The following is a 21,952-nucleotide window of genomic DNA, read 5'->3' as shown; positions in this document are numbered from 1 at the left end:
ATAACTTATAAAATTACAATTATTACTAGAGTTATACTTAACGAAAAAGTAAAGGAGCTTTTCTATGATTATTGATACATCGACAAAATCACTCCCCGTTTTACAAGCCTTAGCAAACGAAACGCGACTGGGAATTGTAAATCAACTAGCGACTGGCGAAATGAATATTGGTGAAATTGCCAAAGCCCTCGCCATTTCAAATGCCATCACAACGCGGCACGTCCAACAATTAGAAGATGCTGGTGTTGTAAAGACGCGTCGTTGTCCAGGTAAATTTGGTTTGCAAAAAATCGTTGCCTTAGCGATTGATCAAATTGGCATTGAGTTTCCGGAAAAAATTTTTCCAGAATACCGACACTACCATGCTGACGTAAAAGTGGGACATTTTACCGACTACCACGCGGAGCCAACTTGTGGTCTAGCCTCAGAAGAAGGGCATATCGGTATGGCCGATCAGCCTCGTTCTTTTCTTGATAGTCAACGCGTCAACGCACAATTAGTTTGGACCGGAAAAGGTTTTTTAGAATATAAAATTCCTAACCTCGTTCAAGTTGATGATCACCTTGAATTATTAGATATTAGTTTTGAAATCGCATCTGAATTTCCGATTTCTAATAATACTTGGCCAAGTGACGTTACGTATTATATCAACGGAAAGAAATTGGGCAGCGACACTGTCCGAGGCAATTATGCCGATGTTCGTGGGCGCCTAACTCCAACTTGGTGGCCCGATACTTGTAGTCAATATGGTGAATTAAAACATATCCGGATTAATCAATATGACACAAGTATTGATGGCGTTCCTACGACAGATTTAAATATTAATGACTTAGCACTTAAAGGAACCGATTATTTTACATTGCGCATTGCTTCAGAAGAAAATATGGAGCATGTAGGCGGTTTAACCCTCTTTGGTGAAAAGTGGGGCAACCACGAACAAAGTATAAAAGTTTTAACCTATGTAAGTTAACCTGAAGCATATGCCGGCTGATAATAACAAAGAAACGTTATTTTTAGATAATGCAAATACGGATATTATCTTTCGTAAAATCGTTTTATGATAACAAAAAAATTTTTTTACTGAAATTTTAAAGGAAAAAGCTTTTCTTAATCAAATTCTCCGCTATTTCAAAATGATATATACCATTTAAAAAATTATTTTTTCTTTCTATTTTGTTATTTAAAATTCACTAAAGAAGCGACCAGTTAAAAGCTAGCCTAATGATCTAGCTTTTAACTGGTCGCTTCTAAGGTTACCTATTATTTCCGATACATCTTAAACAGGAGCAACTCAACCAAAAACACTGGTACGAAAGCATTTGTCTGTCTTCTGGTAGCGTAGTGGAAAACTCAGACTGGTAATAAATCGTCATTTTTCGAAAGAATAGCGCCCTCTTGAACATAATCAATCGCGTTAACTACTTGTTGATCTGACTTCGCATATAAGTGACCGTAAGTTCCTAAAGTGATTTGGATATTCGCATGGCCCAATCGCTCTTGAATCGATAGCGGTTGAATATTCTGCTCAATCAGAAATGCAACATGAGAATGTCGTAGCGCGTGAAGTTTAATCGGTTTGACACCCGCTTTTTTAGCAGCCTCTTTTAACCAGTTTGCGAAAGAATAAGGTGGCGTAAATGTTCCGTCCAACTGAGCAACATATTCAAAATTTCCAATTCGTTTTTGCAAGTCATACCACTGTCTGAGCTTTAATGAAAGTTTCTTTCCCATCCCAATCGTTCGATAAGCACATTTCGTTTTTGGAGTCGAGAAGTACCAATCATCTTTTGTATTATAAATTAGTGTCTTCTCAATCGTTATCGTGTTTTTTTCGAAATCTACATTCGACCAAGACAAAGCTTCAAGTTCTCCAATCCGAATGCCAGTATAAAAGAGCATTTCATACACAATCTTCCGATGGTGGGTTTGAATCTTATCGTCCTTCAATTCATTCATCACTTTTAGAAACTCACTGTGTTCCCAAAACTCAACTTTCTTATTATCAGAAAGAAGTGAAGAAACATCATCAACGGGATTTTTAGCAATCACCCCCTCTTTAACAGCCCGATCCAATACAATTTTTAAGTGTCCCCGAATCCGATTGATATAAGATTTTGATAACGTTTCGCCATTGACTTTTTTCCGCGAATTGCGTGACTCTGTCTGGCTTAGTTCAAATAACCAATCCTCAATATCGTGACTTGTAATATCTCGAACACGAAAATGATAGAAAAACTGCATTCGCTTTTCGAATATGAATTGCGCATTCTCATATGTTTGACTCTTCACCTGTCTCTCGTACCATTTTACAAACCTATCCTTGTAAAACTCTTCGAAAGTCATTTGATTGGTAGAACACAGTTGATTAGGAACTGTCTTGTTGAAATCATGTGTTTCCATATACTTGTCATAAGCAATTTTGGCATCTTTTTGTGAAGCATAACCTCGTTTAGTCTTCTGAACCTTTCTTCCATCTTCATCTATGCCCAGATATGCTCGGAAGAACCATTTTTTTGTCTTTTTATCTTGGTAAATATTTTTAATTTTTGGCATCGTACCATTCCTCCCTGTGCTTGAGAAAAGCTACTTTAATAGTACCGCGCTTGTACTGTTTATTCCGCAACTTGAATGTGAAAAAGATGTTCAATTACTCGAGATGGCACCACACCAACTTGGCGATTATTATAAAAATCTATTCCTTCAACCCGTGCAAGATACGTTTTGCTCTCTTTAATCATTCGTGCAGCTTGACTAGGTTTAAAGCCCATTTCTATCAAAATTGCACGATTTACCATGAAATCACATTTTGTTTCCAATCTCTCACCCCCTGATACTTTACTCCTTTTAAATTAATCCTCTTTATAATCAATTGTTTCTCATTCAATGGTTGTGTTATACTCGTCTTGTCGAGGCGGAGTACGTTGCACAACTTGTTGTGTAAGCAGTACTTTGCTTTTTTAGTAGCTTGTTTTCTCATTTGATATACTTTGTAGTTTTCGTTCATAATACTCAACCTCCTCCTGATAATATTCTGGGTCTGCCTTCATATTTTGGAGAAGTTTAATCTGTCTTGGATTCATTTCTCCTTATTCAATAATCAAAGACAACAAGGAAGAATGAAACGTTTGATCCACTTGTGCAATAAAAGCTAGCGATGGCGAAACACCATGAATTAACCAATTCATACTTTTCTCAAAGCTTTGAGGAATTGTCTCTAAAGAAATGGTGATTGCGCCATGATTGCCAATAAAGGCTGCCCATTTTTTATCAACTTTTGCCCCTGGATCATTTGGATCACGGTCATAAAAACAAATTGCTCCATTAAGTAACTCAAAGAACAGTTTGGTTAAATCATGGGTTCTTGAAATAATCTTTGCTAAGCTTTGCGCTTTCTCTTTTCGATACCGTAGTTCAAAGCGATTTTTCACTTCTGCCTCTTCTAAAGGAATTCCTCGTCGCTTTCGTTGTTCATAATCCTTCTGATAAAAACAAAAGCGACATTGACTCTTCTTTGAGCCTAAATACAAGGTCTCGCCATTTGATTCATTATTTGTGATATCCGTCCCGCCATGGGATTCACTCACTTGAAAAATGGTCCACACATGGCCTAGCGTTACCTTACGCTTTAGTTCTGGAATGCTGAGACTCCCCACAAAATCATCTAAAGTAAAATCAATCCGTGTAAAGTTTCCCTGATAATCTAATACCTTACGGAAGAACTCTTGCCAGTTTGATTTTGCGGTCTTCAAACGCATGGCAAGATGTTTACAGCCTTGACCTGAAAACTCCATCACGGTTCCTTTTACCGTATCGTCAATGGAATACCGAATTGTGATTACTTGATTCCATACGTATTGGCCAATATAGCCCTTTGGCGCATAATCCAGTTCCTCAAAGCGTTCAATGGGCATGCCAATGATTGCCTCAATCAGTTTTAAATGTTGATTCGAGAAAAAGTGAATGGTTAGATAATCAATCAAAACACGATTAACTGGAACTAGCTCTTCTTGCAAACTATCCAGTATAAGATTCAATTTTTCTGCACTTAATTGTCTCGTTCCTTTTTCTACTTTCGATAATAACGATCTCGAAATTCCCACTTTTTCTGCTAAATATCGCTGGGTCCACCCCCTTTCTTCTCGAGAAACTCGAATCGATTCCCCGAGATCATGTTGATTCACTTGATTCATAGAAAAACCTCCTTCTGCTATTTACTTGTCAAAGAACTACTGGACTTATTTTAAGTACATATTAATTGTACGCTTGTATTTATTTTAAGTCAATATGTTTTGACTTTTTTTAAGTACGCACGTATACTAAATTTAAGAATTCATCCTGAGGAGGAGTTTTCATGGAGATAGACAAGCAAGCAGTGGGCAATCGAATTCGGCAGATTCGCCAAGAGTTAAAGTTGAGTATGGAGAAATTTGGCAAACTAATTGGTGATTTACCACGAAGTACAGTCAATAACTGGGAACGTGGAATTAACCTTCCAAAAACCGAAACCCTTCACCAAATTGCAGAGGTGGGTCATGTCACAAACGAATATCTTTTGTATGGTAATCAAGAAAATCAATACATTTTAGAAATGCTTCAAAAAAAGGCTGGTAAGCTTGATCCTAAGATTGAAGGACTGATAGTAGACGAAATGAAACAAGCCGGTCTTGTTAGTGAAAAAGAAATGGATCGGATGATTGAATTTTTTATTACAAACCTCATTCCACCAACCGAACAAGACCAGTTTACTTTCCAATGTATCGATGAGAAAAAGCAACTTTACCTTGGTTCAACTAATTTTGGTAAAGAAGCGCAACTCTATTTACAACATGATAATCAAAATCATATTCTGCACATAATGCCCTTTACCTTCTCCAACTTTAGTGTGGATCGCTTACTCGTCTATTTAGCAAATCAAGAATCCTATTCCTATTTTGGGAAACATTTGCCCAAGAAACTTGTTGAAAAAGCCATCCTTCTATACTCGATCAATCAATCAACCGGGGATGTGCGAATTGCCCCGTTGGTCTATTCAAAAGAAACCGCTTCTTATCAGTACACAGAGGACAATCAATATCTACTAGAACAACGATATCTTTATCTACCATTCGTGATGGAAGTCGAGAAAGAACGTCTGTTAAACGCAGCGTATCCATCATCAAAATAAAGTGACAAGCTTTATAAGCATGTGACAAAGAAAATACTGCTAGGACACTCCCCAATGGGTAGTTGTCACAGTTTCCTGTTCTTTGTTAGCCCCCTGTTAGAACCGGGGGCTTTATTCATGCAGTCCGGCTACGCCTTCCTGCAATAGACAAAACTCCAGATCGGGTATTTCGCTTGTGGCGAAACCCGACCTGGAGTTTGTCTTTACAGTATTATTTTGTACTTCTTTCGAATATCTCGAAACATCCAGTGATTTTTATATAAATGATATCTTTCAAACTTCTTGCAATAGCTGTTTAATTTCCTTTGGTTTTGCAACCCGGCCACTAACAACTAATTTATCATCAATAATCAACCCTGGAGTCTTCATCACACCAGCTTTCACGATTTCAGCCATATCTTCGACTTTTGTAATTGTTGGTGTCATACCTAACTCTGATACTGCTGTTTCCACATTTTCTTTTAACTTTTGACAGTTTTTACAACCTGGACCTACAATTTTGATTTCCATAATTATCTAATCCCCTTATTGTTTTATAAAGCTACACTATTGAAAGTAAAGCCAATCAATAAAATACCTACAATACAAATTGTGATAAAGATCCCTAACAATTTAGGTTTAACTACTCTACTTAACATGATTAATGACGGCAAAGACAACGTTGTGACAGACATCATGAATGCCATCAAAGTTCCCACTGGCACCCCTTTTGAGAATAGTGCTTCTGCTATTGGGAGAACACCAAAAATATCTGCATAAATAGGTGCCCCAATTAAGGTCGCAATAATCAGCCCAAACGGATTATTATTACCTAGAATGCTTTGAATAAAACTGGTCGGAATCCAATTATGAATGAGCGCACCAATCCCAACTCCAATTAATACATAAAGCCAGACTTTACTGGCAACCTCTTTCACTTGCCCCCAACCATAAGACATTCTTTTCTTAATGGTATAGGTTTCAACTTGGCTAAGACCTTCCTCCATTTCGCGAATATAATCTTGAACTTCATTCTCTAGGTGTAATTTATCAATGAGTGTACCTCCAATTACAGCTAGCAGTAATCCTAAAAGAACATAAGCTACCGCAAATTTCCAGCCGAAGAAAGACATTAACAAGATAATTGAGGCAATATCAACCATTGGTGAGGAAATAAGGAAGGAGAAGGTTACTCCCAAAGGTAATCCAGCGGTTGTAAACCCAATAAAAATTGGAATGCTAGAACAACTACAAAAAGGCGTAACAGTTCCCAAAAGTGCTCCCAGTAAATTCCCCTTCCAACCTTTTAAGCCACCCAACAATACTTTGGTTCTTTCAGGTGGAAAAAAAGTCTGAATAACCCCCATGACAAAGATTAATATTGTTAATAAAATAAAAATCTTAATTGTATCAAACAAAAAGAATTGAAGACTTGCCCCTATCTTGCTGTCTAGCGAAAGCCCAAAACACTCAATTAATTTCCCCATCAAATCATTTAGCCAAACCATTTTTAATAATTGGTCGCTAATCCAAGTCCACATACCTTCCCCCACCCCTTTTTGAATTACACATTTAACTGCTTCGATAATTCAATCATTCTCTTTTCGATTTCATCTCTTGTGTTTCGGAAGGCACTTCTAATTTCTTCTTCAGATCCTTTTGCTTTAGCGGGGTCTACTAAATCCCAATGAAGGTGAGTGCTTTCCTTTGGAATCATGGGACACTTATCTGCTGCGTCACCGCAAAGAGTGATAATCATGTCGGACTGATTAAAGTAGTCCAAATCAATCAAATCAGATGTTTGATTCGAAATATCGATTCCAGCTTCATCCATTATAGTCACTGCTCTAGGATTCAAGCCGTGAGTTTCAACGCCAGCACTTCGAATCTCCCAAGAATCGTCTAAGTATTTTTTTGCAAATCCTTCCGCTATTTGACTTCGACAGGAATTACCTGTACATAAGAAATAGATTTTTTTCATTCATTTTCTCCTTTTGTCGGGAACCAATCTTTCGTTCCATTGATCAATTTTACTAATAACAACATAACAGGCACTTCTGTCAGAACACCTACTGTTGTCACTAGCACAACTGGTGAATTGACACCGAAAAGCGTAATTGCTACGGCAACCGATAATTCGAAGAAGTCTGAAGCACCAATCAAAGCTGCTGGCGCTGCCACATTATGAGGCTGTTTTGTCCATTTACAAGTAAAATAAGCAAAGTTTGCGGTAATAATATTTTGTAAGACTAAAGGCACGGCAATCATGAGAACGTGAAACGGGTTGTTTAAAATAATATCCCCCTGATAAGTAAAAATGATTACCAATGTCAATAACAAGCCAATCGTTGTAATGGAGTCAAACTTTGGTAAGAAGCGATTATTAAAGTAATCAATTCCCTTACGTTTTATCATGAAGTATCTCGTCAATGCCCCACCAATTAACGGTACTAGCACAAATAGTAGTACAGAAGCAAAAAGAATATTCCATGGTACAAACACATTATTTACTCCTAAAAGGAAGGAAACAATTGGTACAAATAGGACAATGATTAATAAATCGTTAATTGATACTTGAACCAAGGTATGTGCTGGATCACCTTTTGTAAGGTTTGACCAAACAAATACCATAGCGGTACATGGCGCTGCCCCTAACAAAACCGCTCCCGCCACATAGTCTTTTGCTAAGTTTGCTGGGATAAAATTGCTAAAAACAACATAAAAGAAGAAAGAGGCTAAGCCAAACATCAAGAACGGCTTAATTAGCCAGCTTGTAATGCTAGAAATCATAATCCCCTGATATGTTTTTCGGACGTTCAGTATTGATTTAAAATCGATTTTCATCATCATTGGGAAAATCATAACCCAAGTTAAAACGGCAATTGGAATGTTTGTATTTAACACTTGATAGCTTTCTAATCGGTCTGCGACACTAGGTAAAAACTTTCCGATTAGCATGCCTGCTGCCATACATAACAATACCCAAACTGTTAGATACTTCTCGAAAAAATTTATTGCAGGTTTTTCAGTTACTTCCGTAGATACATTGTTCATCCATAAGGCTCCTATCGTTTACTAGCTAATTGATTTTTCTTTGATAAGAAGTTCCTTCAAAATTACTAGGAAATCCTCAACAAAATCTTCCTGTAAAGCGTAATGATGCCATTGACTTTTTTTCGTTACTTTGACAATTCCTGCCTTCTCTAAAAGCTTCATGTGGTGTGATAATGTCGGTTGAGTAAAGTCAAAATGCTCCAACACTTCACATGCACAAAGAGAGTCAGCTGTAGAAAGTAAGTCAACAATTTTCAGCCTTTTTGGATCAGCTAAGGCTTTCATGATGGTAGCAATCTGTTCATAGTTTTCCATGGAGGACCTCCTATTGAATTGTATATAGATAATTATCTATATACAATATAGATGAACGCCTATATACGGTCAAGCGTTTCTGTCTTTTTATTTTCAACATCGTCTGGTAAAAATCTCTATCGCAAAGTTTTTCTAGCAAAGTATCTCTGGTAGAAAAACGTGGTAGAAAAAATAAAATAACACAAAAAAAGCGGCTTTTCAGCCGCTTTTGGTAGAAGATTGGAAAACTCAGATAGAAAAAGAAGGATTTTTAGCTCTTTAGAACGTTGATAAATCCCCATTCTCGCTGAGTTTTGCCATTATCTCCTATACATCTTAAGTTCCAAGAATAAGTCGTTATAAATTCCCAAATATTCTTTGCCTAAATCTTGATAGACTTCTAAATGGTCTAACATTTGATCGGTGGGATAAAATTGTTTATCTCCGGTAATAGATTTAGGTAAAAGCTTCATAGCTTCTTTATTGGGAGTGGCATAGCCGATGTATTCGGCATTTTGTGCAGCATTTTCTGGGCGTAACATAAAGTTAATAAAATCATAAGCGCCTGCTTTATTTTTGGCAGTTTTAGGAATTACGATATTGTCAAACCATAAGTTAGAACCTTCTGCTGGAATAACATAATGAAGATGTGGATTTTCCGCCATCATATCAGCAGCTTCACCAGAAAAGGTCACTGCTACCATACTTTCTTCATTGGCCATATAAATTTTAATTTCATCGGCCACAATGGCTTTGATATTAGGCGTTAAGCCTTTTAATTTTTCAACTGCTTCATTAAGCTGTTGATTGTTTTTACTGTTTAAAGAATACCCTAAGCTATTCAAACCTAAGCCGATGACTTCTCTAGCACCATCAATCATCATAATGTTATCACGAAATTTATCATTCCATAAATCCCGCCAATATTTTAAATCATCTGCCTTAACAAACTTATCATTATAAACAATTCCCAAAGTGCCCCAAAAATAAGGAATGGAATATTTATTATTGGGATCAAAACTTTGATTTAAAAAATCTTCATGAATATTATTCAAGCCTTTTATTTTACTATGATCTAGCGGTAAAACAAGGTTCTCTTGAATCATTTTTTGGATCATGTATTCACTTGGAATCGTGATGTCATAAGCTGTTCCCCCTTGTTGAATCTTGGTGAACATGGCTTCATTTGAATCAAAAGTTTCATAATTTACTTTATAACCAGTTTCTTTTTCAAATTTTTTCAACAAATCCGGATCAATATAATCGCCCCAGTTGTAAATATTTAATACTTTGGCTCCGGACATGCCACTGGCGTGTTCCAAGCGATTAACGGCAAAAAGTAAAACTAAAATGACAGCGATAATTCCAATAAAAAGTGACTGTAGTTTTTTCATCGTAGTTCTGGCACCTCCACTTTCTTGCGGCGGTTTTTGCCTTTTTTGGAATGATTGTCTTTGCTGATAAAGTAATACCCGATAACTAAGACCATTGAAAAAATAAAGACTAAAGTGCTTAAAGCGTTGATTTCAAGGCTAATCCCCTGTCTTGCCCGTGAATAAATCTCCACAGAAAGCGTGGTAAAGCCATTACCTGTGACAAAGAAAGTTACTGCAAAATCATCTAATGAATAGGTAAAGGCCATAAAATATCCGGCGATAATTCCTGGGGATAAATAAGGTAGAATAATATTTTGCATGACTTGGATATTATTAGCTCCCAAATCCCTTGCAGCATCTACCATTGAATCATTCATCTCTTTGAGTTTTGGTAACACCATCAACACGACAATCGGGACAGAAAACGCAATATGAGATAGCAACACGCTGAAAAAGCCTAAACTAAAACTTTTAAAAATATTGCCTAGTAACGTAAACAAAATCAAAAAACTGGCACCAATAATAACATCTGGTGAAACTAATAAAATATTATTTGCGCTTAAAAAGGCATTGCGCCAACGTCTTTTTTTGGTGTAATAAATGCCTAATGCACCAAAAGTACCGATTAAAGTTGCCAGTAGCGCTGATAAAAACGCCAACATAAACGTGTTGAGAACAATAATAATCAAGCGCGTATCTGCAAACACAGCCTGATAGTGCTGCAAACTAAAACCGGTAAAACTATTCATGGTTTCCCCAGCATTAAAGGAGTAAAAAATCAGATAAAAGATGGGAATGTACAAAATGATAAAAACGAGAATCAAATAAAGATTCGACCAACGGAATTTTTTCATTTTTTCACGCCTCCTTTACGCTTTTCTCCGGTTAAGCTCATGACGATAAACATCGCAATAATCAAAATCACGCCAATAGTTGAACCCATCCCCCAGTTTTGTGTAACAAGGAAATGTTGTTCAATGGCAGTCCCTAGCGTGATTACACGATTGCCACCAATCAAACGCGTTAACATGAATAATGAAAGTGACGGAATAAAGACAGCTTGTACGCCACTTTTTACCCCGTTCATGGAAAGGGGCAAAATAACACGGCGGAAGGTCTCAAAACTATTAGCTCCTAAGTCGCGACTAGCAAAAACCAACGATGGATTGATTTCTTCTAAAGCGTTAAAAATCGGTAAAATCATAAATGGCAATTCAATATACGTTGCAACCACTAAAAAACTAAAATCTGTAAATAAAATTTGTTCAGGTCCAATACCAAACAACCCGAGGAAATTGTTAATACCACCGTGGACACCAAAAATCCCGATAAAAGCATAGGCTTTTAATAATAAATTAATCCAAGTGGGTAGAATAATTAACAACAACCAGAGATCTTTATGTTGCAACTTGGTCAGAAAATATGCAGTCGGATAACTAATTAATAAGGTAAAAAGCGTGATTAAAAAGGCATACCATACTGAATTTAAGGTCATGGTTAAATACTTACCAGAACCAAGGTAGGTCTCATAATTAACTAAAGAAAAATTGCCGTTCATATCAAAAAAAGACTGATAAATAATTAATAAAACGGGTGCAATGACAAAAAGCAACAGCCAGATATAATACGGTACGGAGTAAAAACGTCGTAATTTAGTCACTGTCTTTCCTCCTATTCATCGTAACTTTCTAAACGGGCATCAAAATCAGCTTCTGATTCATTAAAGCGCATAACGTGGATATCTTCTGGTTCAAAATATAGTCCAATTTGACTACCTTCGACAGCTTTTTTCGTAGAATGAACCATCCACTCATTTTCTTGTTCGTCGTAACAGATGATCTCATAATGCACGCCCCGGAATAATTGCGTATCGACTTTAACAATCAGCTTGCCTTTTTCCACGGAAGTTAATGACAAATCTTCTGGACGTAAAACGACTTCCACTGGTTCATTAGGTCGCATCCCACTATCGACACATTCAAATTTTTTGCCGACAAATTCCACCAGATTATCCTCAATCATCGTTCCTGACACAATATTACTTTCACCGACAAAATCGGCAACAAAATGGTTAATCGGTTCATCGTAAATATCAACTGGGGTTCCACTTTGCACGATTTTACCGCGATTCATAACAAAAATTTCATCACTCATGGCTAACGCTTCTTCTTGATCATGGGTGACAAAGATAAAAGTGATTCCTAAGCGTTGTTGCAATTCCCGCAATTCATATTGCATATCTGTCCGCAACTTCAAATCCAAAGCAGACAATGGTTCATCTAATAGTAAAACTTTTGGTTCATTGACAATCGCTCTTGCGATGGCTACCCGTTGCCTCTGACCGCCAGACATTTCACGAATTTCTCGTTTTTCATATCCTTTTAGTTGCACCAGACGCAAAGCTTCCATGACCCGTTTTTCAATTTGATCTTTGGAAACTTTTTTTATTTTTAGTCCAAAAGCCACATTATCAAAAACATTCATATGTGGAAATAAAGCATAATCTTGAAAAACTGTATTCACTTGGCGTTGATTCGCCGGAACATCATTAATTTTTTGGCCGTCAAAGAAAATATCTCCTTCAGTGGCATCTAAAAAGCCGGCAATAATCCGTAAAATTGTTGTTTTACCACAACCAGAAGGCCCTAAAAGGGTATAAAACTTGCCCTCCTCGATCTCAAAACTGACATTTTTTAATACCGTATCTTCATCGTCGTAACGTTTCGTCACATTTTTAAATGAGATGATGGATTTAGCCACTTTTTCTCCCCCTTTTACACTACAAAATTTTTGGTCATACTCATTAAGAATACTGATAAATTGACAAAAAACAAGACCTAATTAAATCATAGCAAAAACTTGCCAAAATGTATTATAATAACTATCCGCTAACAAGTGCTATTTCGGATTTTATGGGTCGAAAAAGTTTGATTTTTTTCATGACGATAAGTATTTTTTCATCGCTGAAAACTCCTTTAATCTAACCGAGAAAAACTAAAACTAGAAATCAGCTTACTTATGGTATGATAATAAAAATGACGAAGCCCAATTCCGTAACGATTCTTTATATGTATATGTATTTTTTTTATTCGTTATAGTACATCTTTTTACTAGAATACGGCTCGTTTGGCTACGCTAGAAAAAAACCGGAGGCAAATTATGACAGAAAAATTTCAAGCATTTGTCGTTAACGAAAAAGACGGACAAGTTGACGCTACTTTAGTCCAACAAGATTTCACTACCCTCAACACTGAGGGTGTCATTGTTAAAGTTGCATACTCTTCCTTAAATTTTAAAGACGCTTTAGCAACACAAGCTAAAACTGGCGTTGTCCGAAGTTATCCCTTAACTTTAGGAATTGATTTAGCCGGAACTGTAGTTACAAGCAATGATAGTCGCTTTGTAAAAGGAGATGAAGTTCTTGCAACTGGTTATGGCTTAGGTGTATCTGCTCCTGGTGGTTTAAGCCACTATCAAAGTATCCCTGGCGACTGGTTGGTTCCTCTACCAGCGGGTTTATCTTTAAAAGAAAGTATGGTATACGGCACAGCGGGTTTTACCGCTGCACTCGCAGTAGAAAAAATCAATCAAAATATCGCTAAAAATAAGCAAGTACTTGTGACGGGAGCTTCTGGTGGTGTCGGTAGTATTGCAATTGCACTATTACACAAGTTAGGCTACGAAAAAATTATCGCTGTCAGCAGAAAAGATGCTGCAACAGACTGGTTGAAAACTATCGGTGCAACAGAAATTATCACGCCTGATGCCTTAATCCCAGAAAAAATACGTCCTTTAGCCAAACAACAATTTTCCGGTATCATCGATACAGTCGGTGGTGACCTTTTGGCTGCCCTTTTGCCACAACTTGACTATGAAGGTGTAGCAGCTTTGTGCGGCAACGCTTCAGGTATTAAACTGAACACGACGGTTCTACCTTTTATTTTACGTGGTATTAAAGTCTTTGGTATCGATTCAGTCAACCAACCCATGCCTATGCGACAAAAAATTTGGAACTTATTGGCTACCGATTGGAAAATTACTTCACAGTTGAAAGTTCAAGAAGCCCCTCTTTACGATGTGGGAGCTATTACACAATCCTTGTTGGCTGGCAAGCATGAAGGCCGCACTATTATTTCGATGTAAAAGGAGTTTATTATGCGCATTTTGATTACCGCTGGTGGTACATCTGAAAAAATTGACGATGTCCGCTCGATTTCAAACCATTCAAGTGGTCGTTTGGGTGTTGCAATTGCCAACGCATTTAACGCTGAGGTGACCACCATCGACTACGTCACAACGAAAAATGCACAAAAGCCTGAAGGTGACCTAATTACGCTGCATTTTATTAATGACACAAAAGAGTTAGCAGACACGCTAACAAATTTATTAACAACACATTCCTATGATGCGGTTATTCACAGCATGGCCGTTAGTGATTTCACCCCTGCGACAAGTTTGTCCGAAGAGCAACTACAAATCGCTTTAACTGGATTACTCGCAAAAAATAATGGGGAAAGTATCTCGGCTGCGGTTTTAAAAAATTGGTTGGCAGAACTTGAAACCGACGCACACCAGGATAAGAAAATTTCTTCGGATACGGATCATTTGTTCTTAATTTTAAAGAAAAATCCTAAAGTAATTCACTTAATTAAAAAATTGCAGCCAGAAACACTATTAGTTGGCTTTAAGTTGCTGGTTGACGTTAGCTTTAATGCCTTATTTGATGTAGCGATGAAAAGTATCCAAAAAAATAGTGCCGACTTTATCTTAGCTAACGATTTAACAGAAGTTGGTCCAAATGAACATCATGGTTATTTAATCGCCAAAGATGGCAGCTACACAGAAGCTGCTACCAAAAAAGAAATTGCACAGTTAATAAAACAAGCTATTACTACTGCAAGGAAAAATAAATAAAAGGAGCAAACTATTATGCGTCAAAAACATATCTTACTGGGCGTCTCTGCCAGCATATCTGCATACAAAGCTGCCGATTTAACCAATGAATTAACCAAACGCGGTTATGCCGTCGATGTTTTGATGACTCAAAACAGCACTAAATTTATTACGCCCCTCACGTTACAAACCTTATCAAAACGCCCGGTTCACACTGACGTTATGGTGGAACAGCGCGCGGATTTAGTCAATCATATTGCGCTTGCTAAGCGAGCGGATTTATTATTAATTGCACCAGCTACAGCAAATATTATTGGTAAACTTGCCAGTGGAATCGCAGATGACATGGTGACGACTGTAGCCATGGCCCTTGAAGTTAAAGTACCTAAATTAATTGCACCGGCAATGAATACTTACATGTATCAAAATCCAGTAACACAAAAAAATCTTGTCACATTAAAAGAGTTCGGGTATAAAGAAATAGAGCCTCGGGAAGCTTTACTAGCCTGTGGCGATTTTGGTCGCGGAGCTTTGGCAACCAATGAAACTATTGTCAAAGCTGTAGAAGCAACACTAAGCCAAAGGAGTTTATAATGAAAAACAGCAAAACTTTTGATCTTGTTTTAACCGCACTTTTTTTAGGCATCATGATTTTAATGAGTCTGGTACCCTTTTTAGGTTTTATTCCCATTGGTCCTTTAAATGCCACAATTTTACATGTGCCGGTTATTATCGGTTCCATTATTTTAGGACCGCGTTTGGGAGCTTTCCTTGGTTTTTCAATGGGCCTTATGAGTATCTATAATGCCACGACCAGACCTAATCCACTATCTTTTGTTTTCTCCCCTTTTATTAACGTGATTGGAACCAATCATGGGGATTGGAAAGCTTTGATTGTCGCGATTGTTCCTAGAATTTTAATCGGGGTTGTCCCATTTTTTGTTTATAAATATGGGCGTCGCCTTTTAAAAAATAAAGCCGATAGCGTTGCTTTATTTATAGCTGGTGTTAGTGGCGGACTGACCAATACTTTGTTGGTAATGAACTTCATTTATTTTCTCTTCCAAGAAAGCTATGGGACGTATGTTGGACAAAGCGGGCAAAGTCCTAACTTTTTATATGGTGCCATTTTAACTGTCATTTTCACACAGGGAATTCCAGAGTCAATTGTAGCCGGTGTCGTGACCGCAGCAGTTTGTGCTATTTTGTTACGCTTAACGAAGAAAAACCGTACCGAAATGTATTAACGAGCTGATTTTTTTAGCACGTCCTTACTCATGAGAACTACTTAGCAAATTTTTACTTATTACGACAAAAAAACTGGGCAAAAAGTTAGCTAACTTTTTGCCCAGTTTTTTGCTATTTTTCTTCACCAATAATGCGGACTTCTGTTTCCAAAATCACGTCAAATTTTTCTTTGATTGTTTTTTGTATATATGCAATTAATTCCACATAGTCTGTTGCAGTGGCATTATCAATATTCACGATAAAGCCAGCATGCTTTTCAGAAATTTGGGCCCCGCCCCATTTCAATCCTTGCAGACCAGCATCTTGAATTAATTTACCGGTAAAATGTCCGGCAGGTCGTTTAAAGACGCTCCCACAAGATGGATATTCCAACGGTTGCTTTGCCTGACGTAAAGCGGTCAATTCATCCATTCTTGCTTTAATTTCATCGTGATTTCCTTTTTTTAATTGGAAACGAGCATTCAAAATGATCGCACCTAAATCTTGTACGGCACTGTGACGATAGGAAAAATTCATCTCATTATGATCCAACGTCTTGATGATACCATCAGCAAACAAAACATCACAGCTTAAAAAGACATCTTTGATTTCTCCGTCGTAGGCACCGGCATTCATGAATACCGCCCCACCAATACTCCCAGGAATTCCACTAGCAAATTCAAAACCAGCCAAATTTTCTTTTAGAGCAGCATAAGTCGTATCGATTAACTTTGCACCAGCTTGTGCTTCTACCACAGTATCTGTGACAGAAACTTTTGTCATCTGACTCAGCATTATGACTAAACCGCGAATGCCCCCGTCTCTAACAATTAAATTACTGGCATTGCCTAATACTAACCAAGGAATATCCTCTTTACGGCAATAATCTACCAAAGCTTTCGTTTCTTCCGTGCTTTTAGGAAACGCTAAAACATCAGCCGGTCCACCAGTTTTGGTAAACGTATAATTCATTAAAGGTTCATCTAGTAAAATACTAATTTCAGGAAAAGCTTGTTTAAATGCGTCTTTCATGAAAAATTTTCCTCTCTTTTAAAAACATCCCACTTATTTTAGCACGCAAAGGCATTTCTTGCCACCTAAGCTTCCTAATTAATTGCCATAGGTTGCTAAAAGTTCTGCACATAATTGGTGGCTCAAGAGAACCTTTTCTTGCGATAGGGGCTGTTTTTCTTTAACAGCAGTTAAAAATTGGGTTACGAGTGCTTCAAAGCCACGCTTAAATAACGTTGTTTGCCAATCATCACCACTTAACTGCAGCGTTCCTTGTTGTTTTAGCTCGGTTAAGTTTGTTAAGTTTTCTAAAATCAATGTTTTACTTGGGCTCGTAACCTCATAACGCTCATAGTTTGCGCCACTTTTTAAATCCATGGTTAGCGTTGCACTCGTTGTTTCACTGGCTAGCAACATGGTAGCATATTCTAAATTATTCTGACTCACTTGTAAATTACCATAAACCAACCGCGGTGTTCCTGGCATTAAATAAACGGCTGTATCTACCAAATGTAAAAATAAATCATAAACTAAAAATTCCGGCGTGCCACTTCCGGCCAAACGATTTTTTTGCAAGTGGAGCTGTCGTTTTTCAGGTAAATCTTTTAGCAGGTTTACAAGTGGTGCATAGCGCCGATTAAATCCTAACATTAAAATCAAATTTTTAGCTGCTGCTAGCCGATAGAGTTCTTCTGTTTGTCGATAATTTTCTGTTAATGGTTTATCGACAAAGACATGAATCCCGTTTTCTAAACACGTTTTCACTAAGTCGTAATGACTCTTAGTGGCACTATGAATCAAACAAGCTGTTATATTTTGAGCTAGTAATTGCTCCAAACTTTGATAAACATGCTGAAAACCAAAACGCGCTTGTAACTCTTCTCTAACCTTTTTATTGCGGGTTGCAAAATAAAATGTCGCTTCGTCTTGTTTTTTTAAATAAGTTGGCAAATAAGCTTTCTGGGCGATATTACCAATTCCAATGACACCAATTTTCATTAAAACACTTCCTTTAGTGGCCTTTCCTTTCATCTTACACCATTTTTCGCTAAAATAAATAAGAATGTTTATTTGATAAGGAGGAAAAATTTTGAAATTAGTCTCTTGGAATGTTAACGGCTTACGAGCTGTGATGAAAAAGAATTTTATGGATGTTATCGCAGAATTAGATGCAGATTTTTTCTGTCTACAAGAAACCAAGTTGCAAGCAGGACAAATTGAAATGGACTTACCCAATTATTATGAATATTGGAATTATGCTGAGAAAAAAGGGTATTCTGGTACAGCTATTTTTGCAAAAAAAGAAGCGTTAAATGTCAGTTATGGAATCGGCATTGATCACCATGATTTAGAAGGACGGGTTATTACGTTAGAATATCCCGAGTTTTACTTGGTAGATTGTTATACCCCCAACTCACAAAACGAATTAAAACGGCTTGATTATCGCATGACGTGGGAAGATGATTTTCGTAACTATTTAGTAAAATTGAATAAAACAAAACCTGTCATTTTATGTGGTGATTTAAACGTCGCCCATGAAAATATCGATTTAAAAAATTGGAAAACCAATCATAAAAATGCTGGCTTTACCAATGAAGAACGTGGTAAATTCACAGAGCTTTTAAACGCTGGTTTTATTGACAGCTTCCGCTACTTTTATCCTGAGCTTGAGGGTGTTTATTCTTGGTGGAGCTATCGTTTTAACGCCCGTAAAAATAATGCAGGTTGGCGTATCGACTATTTTGTAGTCTCCAAAGATCTAAAAGACAAAATGACTGATGCCAAAATTCATACTGAAATTTTTGGTAGTGACCACTGTCCAGTTGAATTGGATTTAAAATTTTAATTTGTTTTAAAAAGGCGACCAGGCGTTTGCTATTGTCGCCTTTTTTGTGCTACATTACACGAAGAAAGGGCGGGTAATATGAACTTTATTGCAATGGATTTTGAAACAGCCAATCACGAAAAACACAGTGCTTGTTCTTTGGCATTAGTCATGGTGCGCAACAGTAAAATCGTAGGGGAATACTATTCCTTAATTAAACCAGAAACACCTTTTTTCTGGCGCAATATTCAAATTCACGGGATTCATCCTGAAGATGTTGCAAATGCCCCCAAATTTCCCACCGTTTGGGAAGAAATTTCCCAATATTACAATCAAAACAGCCTGATTGTGGCCCACAACGCGCCTTTTGACAATGGCGTATTAGCCGGATGTTTAGATTATTACGGCTTAGAAAAACAACCTTATTTATCTTTATGCACAGCACGTTCTAGTCGTAAATTGTATCCGGAATTTCCCAATCATCGTTTAAATACCATGTGTGAAATGTTGGACATTACCTTAGAAAATCATCACGACGCTTTAGAAGACAGTCGCGCTTGTGCTGAGATTTTATTACGACAAGAAGCACAATTTGGCACCGATCCTTTAAAAAAAATGGTTACAATCAAATAGACGTGACGTTTTCTTTGCAGCAACAAGCTGCCTGAAAACGCCACGCCTTTTTATTATTTTCAGCATCTGATTTACAAAATATCAATCAATCAAGCGTGCCATCAAATAAGCAGAAACAAATTCATTTTGTGGTGTTAAAAAGCTTCTTTGCAGCTTTCCTTCAACTACAAAACCGTATTTTTGATAAAGATGATAGGCTCTTTGGTTACGAGTTTGAACAGTTAACTCTAAACGGCGAATGATACCAGAATCTTCAGCCCACCAAATAATTTCTTCCATCATCGCAGCACCTAAGCCCATGCCCCAAAATTCTTTTAAAATTGAAATTCCTACCTCACCAATATGGGCGATTCGGGGGTTTTCTTCTGCCATAACAGAAGCAGCGCCAATAATTTTTTCTCCTGCCAATGCCACGAGGGATAAATTATTTGGACTCTCTAAAAAGGCTGCTAATTGTCTGGCTAGTTGCTCTTTAGTTAAGGAAAGTCCCTTTTCGTCCATAATCAAAAAATCTGTTTGACTGCCAATTTCCTTCATCACCTGTAAAAGCTGGGCTGCATCGTTTGGTTGTGTAGGGCGAATAATTACATCTACATCTGTCATTATTTTGTCTCCCAGTTTTGTAAAATTCGGTTTAAAAATGCTTCGCTCTGATTCCCTACTGCTTTAAATTCTACTTGACGCGCAAACTGATCGGCGTCAATTTTCGTTAATATTATTTCCAAATAATCTACCGGCAAAGCATCCCCTAGTAATTGGCCCCATTCGACAATCGATAAGCCACTTCCTTCAAAATATTCTTCCAAGCCCAGTTCATCGGCTTCTTGGCCCACACGATAAACATCCATGTGATAAAGAGGTAACCGTCCATCTTCATATTCTCGAATAATCGTATAAGTCGGACTTTTTACCATTCGATTTATTCCCATGCCTTGTGCAATTCCTTTGGTAATCGTGGTTTTTCCTGCCCCTAATTCACCTGTCAAAATAATGACATCCCCAGCAATTGCACTAGCACCAATAACCTTACCTAATTTTTCTGTTGCTAAAAGATCTGTTAAAGCAATCATGATTGCTCCTCCTAACCAATAAATATCTTAATTTTAAAATATAAGCTTTGCTTAGTATAACTGGCTAAAAGTTAGATTGCAAAAGCAATGCAAAAAATTGCTAACCATAACAAAAGGACAATATAAGCAAAATTACCTCAATACCAACTATCAAAAATATATTTTAAAGGTTACGCTCCATATTTAAGTTTTCTTTCTTATTGTCCCACAAACTGTCCCACAAACTGCTTTTTTCACAGGTGTTAAAAAAAGAGGTTAGAAAAGTCAATTTAACTTTTCTAACCTCTTTTATGAATCAATTTTTATTTTGCAGTATTTAATGTTTGGGCAGCAGTGATAATTGATAATTTATAAACATCTTCTTCATTGGCGCCACGAGATAAGTCTGACACAGGTTTATTTAAACCTTGCAAAATTGGTCCAATCGCTTCAAAGTTACCGAAACGTTGCGCAATTTTGTAGCCAATGTTGCCAGATTGTAATTCAGGGAAAACAAAGACTGTAGCTTTACCTGCAACATCTGAATCTGGTGCTTTTAATTGACCAACTGCAGAAACATAAGCCGCATCAAATTGTAATTCACCATCTAAAATAATATCTGGTGCCATTTCTTTTGCGATTTTTGTTGCTTCCACCACTTTATCTACTTCTGGAGCTTTAGCTGAACCTTTTGTTGAAAAGCTTAATAATGCAACTTTTGGATCGATATCAAATAATTCTGCAGTTTCAGCGGATGCTACTGCAATTTCAGCTAATTCTTGTGAAGATGGGTTAACATTGATGGCACAATCTGAGAATAAATATTTTTCTTGGTCGCGACCACGAACCATTAAGAAAGCTCCACTTGTCCGGCTGACGCCTGGTTTCGTTTTAATGATTTGCAATGCTGGACGCACAGTATCCCCGGTTGAATGAATCGCACCAGAAACCATACCGTCAGTTACGCCCATGTAAGTTAACATTGTTCCAAAGTAGTTCACATCTTTTAAAATTTCTTCAGCTTGTTCTTTGGTTGCCTTACCTTTACGACGTTCAACAAAGGCTGCTACCATTTTGTCCCAATCAGGATAATCGTCAGGATCTAGGATTTCAAATTGATCAATTGTGATACCACGAGCAGCGGCAGCTTTTGCCACTTCTTCTTTGTTACCAATTAAAACAGGCGTAATTAATTCTTCTGCTTTCAAACGTGCTGCTGCGCCTAAAATACGTGAATCAGTTGCTTCTGGAAAAGCAATTTTAATGCCACGACGTACAATTTTAAATTTTAAACTATCAAATAATTCCACCGGAATTACCTCCTGTATTTTTTGTCCTTCTCATCATACACTATTCACAAAAAAAAGAACAGTTCTTTTTGCTGTTACAGTAAAAAGGCACCGTTCTTTGTTCTTAATTTCACATAGTTACTCTTTTATTATATAAC

At 37.2% G+C, this 21,952-nt stretch carries 25 protein-coding genes; 8 read left to right on the top strand and 17 right to left on the bottom strand.

What is annotated here, in order from left to right; translation table 11 throughout:
• Positions 1 to 64 precede the first annotated feature (64 nt).
• A complete protein-coding gene (locus P3T75_RS03550) occupies positions 65 to 970 on the top strand; it encodes an ArsR/SmtB family transcription factor (RefSeq protein ID WP_206902510.1) in 906 nt (301 codons plus the stop codon).
• A gap of 380 nt (positions 971 to 1,350) precedes the next feature.
• On the opposite strand, the gene P3T75_RS03545 is transcribed toward P3T75_RS03550, so the two are convergent.
• From P3T75_RS03545 to P3T75_RS03535, 3 genes are all read right to left on the bottom strand, one after another.
• Entirely contained in the window at positions 1,351 to 2,553 is a 1,203-nt protein-coding gene (locus P3T75_RS03545; protein ID WP_067624707.1) for a site-specific integrase, read from the bottom strand.
• A 59-nt stretch (positions 2,554 to 2,612) separates the two neighbouring features.
• Positions 2,613 to 2,816, bottom strand: coding sequence for a DUF3173 domain-containing protein (locus P3T75_RS03540; RefSeq protein WP_002295027.1), 204 nt, complete (start codon positions 2,814 to 2,816; stop codon positions 2,613 to 2,615).
• Positions 2,817 to 3,086: 270 nt separating this feature from the next.
• Positions 3,087 to 4,190 carry a replication initiation factor domain-containing protein gene (locus P3T75_RS03535; protein WP_282462225.1) on the bottom strand — a complete coding sequence of 368 codons (1,104 nt, stop codon included), beginning with the start codon at positions 4,188 to 4,190 and terminating at the stop codon, positions 3,087 to 3,089.
• Between the two features lie 161 nt (positions 4,191 to 4,351).
• On the opposite strand from P3T75_RS03535, the gene P3T75_RS03530 reads away from it, so the two are divergent.
• Positions 4,352 to 5,164 (top strand): helix-turn-helix domain-containing protein, encoded by an 813-nt coding sequence (locus P3T75_RS03530; protein ID WP_282462224.1) that lies wholly within the window; start codon positions 4,352 to 4,354, stop codon positions 5,162 to 5,164.
• A gap of 273 nt (positions 5,165 to 5,437) precedes the next feature.
• Here the strand turns inward: P3T75_RS03530 and P3T75_RS03525 are convergent, their stop codons facing one another.
• From P3T75_RS03525 to P3T75_RS03485, 9 genes are all read right to left on the bottom strand, one after another.
• Complete coding sequence (locus P3T75_RS03525) at positions 5,438 to 5,674, bottom strand: thioredoxin family protein (RefSeq protein WP_067624712.1); 237 nt, start codon at positions 5,672 to 5,674, stop codon at positions 5,438 to 5,440.
• Between the two features lie 23 nt (positions 5,675 to 5,697).
• The gene (locus P3T75_RS03520; protein ID WP_067624715.1) at positions 5,698 to 6,684 is read right to left on the bottom strand and encodes a permease; all 987 of its coding nucleotides are present in this window, start codon (positions 6,682 to 6,684) and stop codon (positions 5,698 to 5,700) included.
• A 23-nt stretch (positions 6,685 to 6,707) separates the two neighbouring features.
• On the bottom strand, positions 6,708 to 7,124 hold the full coding sequence (gene arsC, locus P3T75_RS03515) for an arsenate reductase (thioredoxin) (protein ID WP_067624718.1): 417 nt from the start codon (positions 7,122 to 7,124) through the stop codon (positions 6,708 to 6,710).
• A complete protein-coding gene (gene arsB / locus P3T75_RS03510; RefSeq protein WP_067624721.1) occupies positions 7,121 to 8,197 on the bottom strand; it encodes an ACR3 family arsenite efflux transporter in 1,077 nt (358 codons plus the stop codon). Before arsB ends, arsC begins: the two co-directional genes overlap by 4 nt.
• Positions 8,198 to 8,218: 21 nt before the next feature.
• The gene (locus P3T75_RS03505) at positions 8,219 to 8,512 is read right to left on the bottom strand and encodes an ArsR/SmtB family transcription factor (RefSeq protein ID WP_005471753.1); all 294 of its coding nucleotides are present in this window, start codon (positions 8,510 to 8,512) and stop codon (positions 8,219 to 8,221) included.
• 299 nt (positions 8,513 to 8,811) lie between these two features.
• A complete protein-coding gene (locus tag P3T75_RS03500) occupies positions 8,812 to 9,885 on the bottom strand; it encodes an ABC transporter substrate-binding protein (protein ID WP_282462223.1) in 1,074 nt (357 codons plus the stop codon).
• Positions 9,882 to 10,721, bottom strand: coding sequence for an ABC transporter permease (locus tag P3T75_RS03495; protein ID WP_282462222.1), 840 nt, complete (start codon positions 10,719 to 10,721; stop codon positions 9,882 to 9,884). The genes P3T75_RS03500 and P3T75_RS03495 overlap by 4 nt, the downstream gene beginning before the upstream one ends.
• Positions 10,718 to 11,527 carry an ABC transporter permease gene (locus tag P3T75_RS03490; RefSeq protein ID WP_206902507.1) on the bottom strand — a complete coding sequence of 270 codons (810 nt, stop codon included), beginning with the start codon at positions 11,525 to 11,527 and terminating at the stop codon, positions 10,718 to 10,720. The genes P3T75_RS03495 and P3T75_RS03490 overlap by 4 nt, the downstream gene beginning before the upstream one ends.
• Positions 11,528 to 11,538: 11 nt before the next feature.
• Positions 11,539 to 12,627: an ABC transporter ATP-binding protein gene (locus tag P3T75_RS03485; RefSeq protein ID WP_206902506.1), complete on the bottom strand. Its 1,089-nt coding sequence runs from the start codon at positions 12,625 to 12,627 to the stop codon at positions 11,539 to 11,541.
• 399 nt (positions 12,628 to 13,026) lie between these two features.
• Between P3T75_RS03485 and P3T75_RS03480 the strand changes: the two genes are divergently transcribed.
• The 4 genes from P3T75_RS03480 to P3T75_RS03465 are packed head-to-tail and all read left to right on the top strand — an operon-like array spanning position 13,027 to position 16,007.
• Positions 13,027 to 14,010: a YhdH/YhfP family quinone oxidoreductase gene (locus tag P3T75_RS03480; RefSeq protein ID WP_282462221.1), complete on the top strand. Its 984-nt coding sequence runs from the start codon at positions 13,027 to 13,029 to the stop codon at positions 14,008 to 14,010.
• Positions 14,011 to 14,022: 12 nt separating this feature from the next.
• Positions 14,023 to 14,781, top strand: a complete 759-nt coding sequence (coaB, locus tag P3T75_RS03475) for a phosphopantothenate--cysteine ligase (RefSeq protein WP_282462220.1) — start codon at positions 14,023 to 14,025, stop codon at positions 14,779 to 14,781.
• 15 nt (positions 14,782 to 14,796) lie between these two features.
• Positions 14,797 to 15,354 (top strand): phosphopantothenoylcysteine decarboxylase, encoded by a 558-nt coding sequence (coaC, locus tag P3T75_RS03470; protein WP_230709332.1) that lies wholly within the window; start codon positions 14,797 to 14,799, stop codon positions 15,352 to 15,354.
• A complete protein-coding gene (locus P3T75_RS03465; RefSeq protein WP_206902502.1) occupies positions 15,354 to 16,007 on the top strand; it encodes an ECF transporter S component in 654 nt (217 codons plus the stop codon). The genes coaC and P3T75_RS03465 overlap by 1 nt, the downstream gene beginning before the upstream one ends.
• A gap of 112 nt (positions 16,008 to 16,119) precedes the next feature.
• Here P3T75_RS03465 and murB read toward each other — a convergent pair whose 3' ends face one another.
• Positions 16,120 to 17,019 carry a UDP-N-acetylmuramate dehydrogenase gene (gene murB / locus P3T75_RS03460; protein WP_282462219.1) on the bottom strand — a complete coding sequence of 300 codons (900 nt, stop codon included), beginning with the start codon at positions 17,017 to 17,019 and terminating at the stop codon, positions 16,120 to 16,122.
• 78 nt (positions 17,020 to 17,097) lie between these two features.
• Positions 17,098 to 17,997, bottom strand: coding sequence for a Gfo/Idh/MocA family protein (locus P3T75_RS03455; protein ID WP_206902500.1), 900 nt, complete (start codon positions 17,995 to 17,997; stop codon positions 17,098 to 17,100).
• A 91-nt stretch (positions 17,998 to 18,088) separates the two neighbouring features.
• On the opposite strand from P3T75_RS03455, the gene P3T75_RS03450 reads away from it, so the two are divergent.
• Both P3T75_RS03450 and P3T75_RS03445 read left to right on the top strand, forming a co-directional pair.
• Positions 18,089 to 18,844, top strand: coding sequence for an exodeoxyribonuclease III (locus P3T75_RS03450; protein ID WP_282462218.1), 756 nt, complete (start codon positions 18,089 to 18,091; stop codon positions 18,842 to 18,844).
• A 78-nt stretch (positions 18,845 to 18,922) separates the two neighbouring features.
• A complete protein-coding gene (locus P3T75_RS03445; RefSeq protein WP_206902499.1) occupies positions 18,923 to 19,456 on the top strand; it encodes a 3'-5' exonuclease in 534 nt (177 codons plus the stop codon).
• A gap of 81 nt (positions 19,457 to 19,537) precedes the next feature.
• Here P3T75_RS03445 and P3T75_RS03440 read toward each other — a convergent pair whose 3' ends face one another.
• From P3T75_RS03440 to pta, 3 genes are all read right to left on the bottom strand, one after another.
• Complete coding sequence (locus P3T75_RS03440) at positions 19,538 to 20,059, bottom strand: GNAT family N-acetyltransferase (RefSeq protein ID WP_206902498.1); 522 nt, start codon at positions 20,057 to 20,059, stop codon at positions 19,538 to 19,540.
• Entirely contained in the window at positions 20,059 to 20,526 is a 468-nt protein-coding gene (gene tsaE, locus P3T75_RS03435) for a tRNA (adenosine(37)-N6)-threonylcarbamoyltransferase complex ATPase subunit type 1 TsaE (RefSeq protein ID WP_206902497.1), read from the bottom strand. The genes P3T75_RS03440 and tsaE overlap by 1 nt, the downstream gene beginning before the upstream one ends.
• Before the next feature lie 302 nt (positions 20,527 to 20,828).
• Positions 20,829 to 21,815 (bottom strand): phosphate acetyltransferase, encoded by a 987-nt coding sequence (gene pta / locus P3T75_RS03430; protein ID WP_206902496.1) that lies wholly within the window; start codon positions 21,813 to 21,815, stop codon positions 20,829 to 20,831.
• Between the last annotated feature and the right edge of the window lie 137 nt (positions 21,816 to 21,952).

The sequence above is a fragment of the Enterococcus montenegrensis genome, from assembly GCF_029983095.1.
Taxonomy (GTDB): Bacteria; Bacillota; Bacilli; order Lactobacillales; family Enterococcaceae; genus Enterococcus_C; species Enterococcus_C montenegrensis.
Note: the sequence above shows the minus strand (reverse complement) of the source record. Positions and strands in the feature narration are given on the sequence as shown.